Below are 1,729 nucleotides of genomic sequence, written 5' to 3'. Positions count from 1 at the left end.
CTTGGTCATTATCGCGTGTGCATGTAATTAATACAGGGAATGGATTTTTGAAAGTTGGATGACAGGTTGAAAAACTCGGCATAGTCGCTGAGTTTTTCTATTGCAACTGATTACAACTAAATATCCTCTCTTATTTTTACCCTTTTCGTCTTTGGAATAGGTTTGAGTAAAAATCTACCCTTTTGGAATAATGAGTAATGAGTAAAGAGTAACTAAAAATTTGGACAATCCTAAAATAAAGTGCGATTGGGTGGGAGGGTACAAAGTTTGAATATTAAAAGTGCAGATATACAAATGTCCATTTACGAAAGTGGAGATGAAGGGGCAAGGCTTCTTCCAGTATCGTTATCGGAATGGGAAGAGCGGGCAGAAAAAAAGCTTGATGCCGGATCGTTTGGCTACGTTCATGGGGGAGCAGGTGCCGGAGATACGATGCGGGCTAACATTGATGCATTTCAAACCTACCGAATTCGTCCGCGTATTTGCATGGATATTTCAAACCGTGATCTATCCGTTAAATTATTCGGTCACAAATTTACGGCTCCTTTTTTGTTCGCGCCAATTGGCGTGAATTCGATTTTCCATCCCGATGCAGAGTTAGCACCGGCGAAAGCTGCAGCCAAGTTAGGGATTCCATACATATTAAGCAACGTTTCGACGATGGATTTAGAGAAAGTAGCGGAAGTGATGGGGGATGGAATAAGGTGGTTTCAACTTTATCCACCTCGAAATCATGAGCTAACGAAAAGCTTTTTAAGCCGGGCAGAAGCAGCTGGCTATTCAGCCATTGTTGTTACAATTGATTCGACATTACTTGGATGGCGAGAAACAGATTTACGGAATGCCTATTTACCCTTCTTATCAGGGCATGGGATGGGAAATTATTTTTCCGATCCTGTATTTTGTTCGATGCTGGATGAATCACCTGAAAAAAATAGGAAGGCTGCGGTCAAAGTAGCATTAGATGAGGGAAATAACATTTGCTTCACATGGAAGGATCTGGATTTTATTCGTCAGCAAACGAAGCTACCTATTTTATTGAAAGGAGTCACTCATCCCGATGATGCAATTGTAGCAATAGAACATGGGGTAGATGGAATTATCGTTTCGAATCATGGCGGACGTCAGTTGGATGGGGCGATCGGGACATTAGAAGCCCTGCCATTCATATGCGAAGCTGTGAAAGAAAAAGTGCCGATTTTGATGGATAGTGGAATTCGCAGAGGGGCAGATATTTTAAAAGCGATGGCACTCGGGGCTTCAGCTGTTCTCATCGGCCGCCCGTATGTATATGCGTTGGCTGTTGCTGGTCAGATGGGGGTGGAAGAAGTCATGAAGCATCTTTTTACAGAAACTGAATTGCAAATGGCAATTTCCGGACGTACCTCCATACAGGAATTGGATCGCTCCCTCGTAATGAAAGTAAACTAGAGGAGCGGTTTTCCAATAAAGTTTTTAGTCGAAGCATTTGCCATCTTACTAATTTAATTTCTGTTAGTGGGATTCCATCATTGCCAAGCTGATATGAGCGAGGCTGCCAAGCCCCGAATTTTTCTACTAACCTAACGTGCTTTACATGGAGTGACTGGCGTGACAGACCGCCTTCTTGTCAGCGTGAAGAATGGGCTGGGCGTTTCACGCACAGTGTAACCCACGCGATTATGAAAAATAGGGGCCGGCCTCGTTCATTATGACTAAGGCTTAGACGTAACTCGAAAGGTATTCGTGC

General features: G+C 43.3%; 1 protein-coding gene. It reads left to right on the top strand.

What is annotated here, in order from left to right; genetic code table 11:
- Positions 1-267 precede the first annotated feature (267 nt).
- Complete coding sequence (locus HMPREF0083_RS16215) at positions 268-1,431, top strand: alpha-hydroxy-acid oxidizing protein (protein ID WP_245191351.1); 1,164 nt, start codon at positions 268-270, stop codon at positions 1,429-1,431.
- Positions 1,432-1,729: the final 298 nt, after the last annotated feature.

Source organism: Aneurinibacillus aneurinilyticus ATCC 12856, assembly GCF_000466385.1.
Lineage (GTDB): Bacteria > Bacillota > Bacilli > Aneurinibacillales > Aneurinibacillaceae > Aneurinibacillus > Aneurinibacillus aneurinilyticus.
This window is presented reverse-complemented; position numbering and strand designations above follow the sequence as displayed.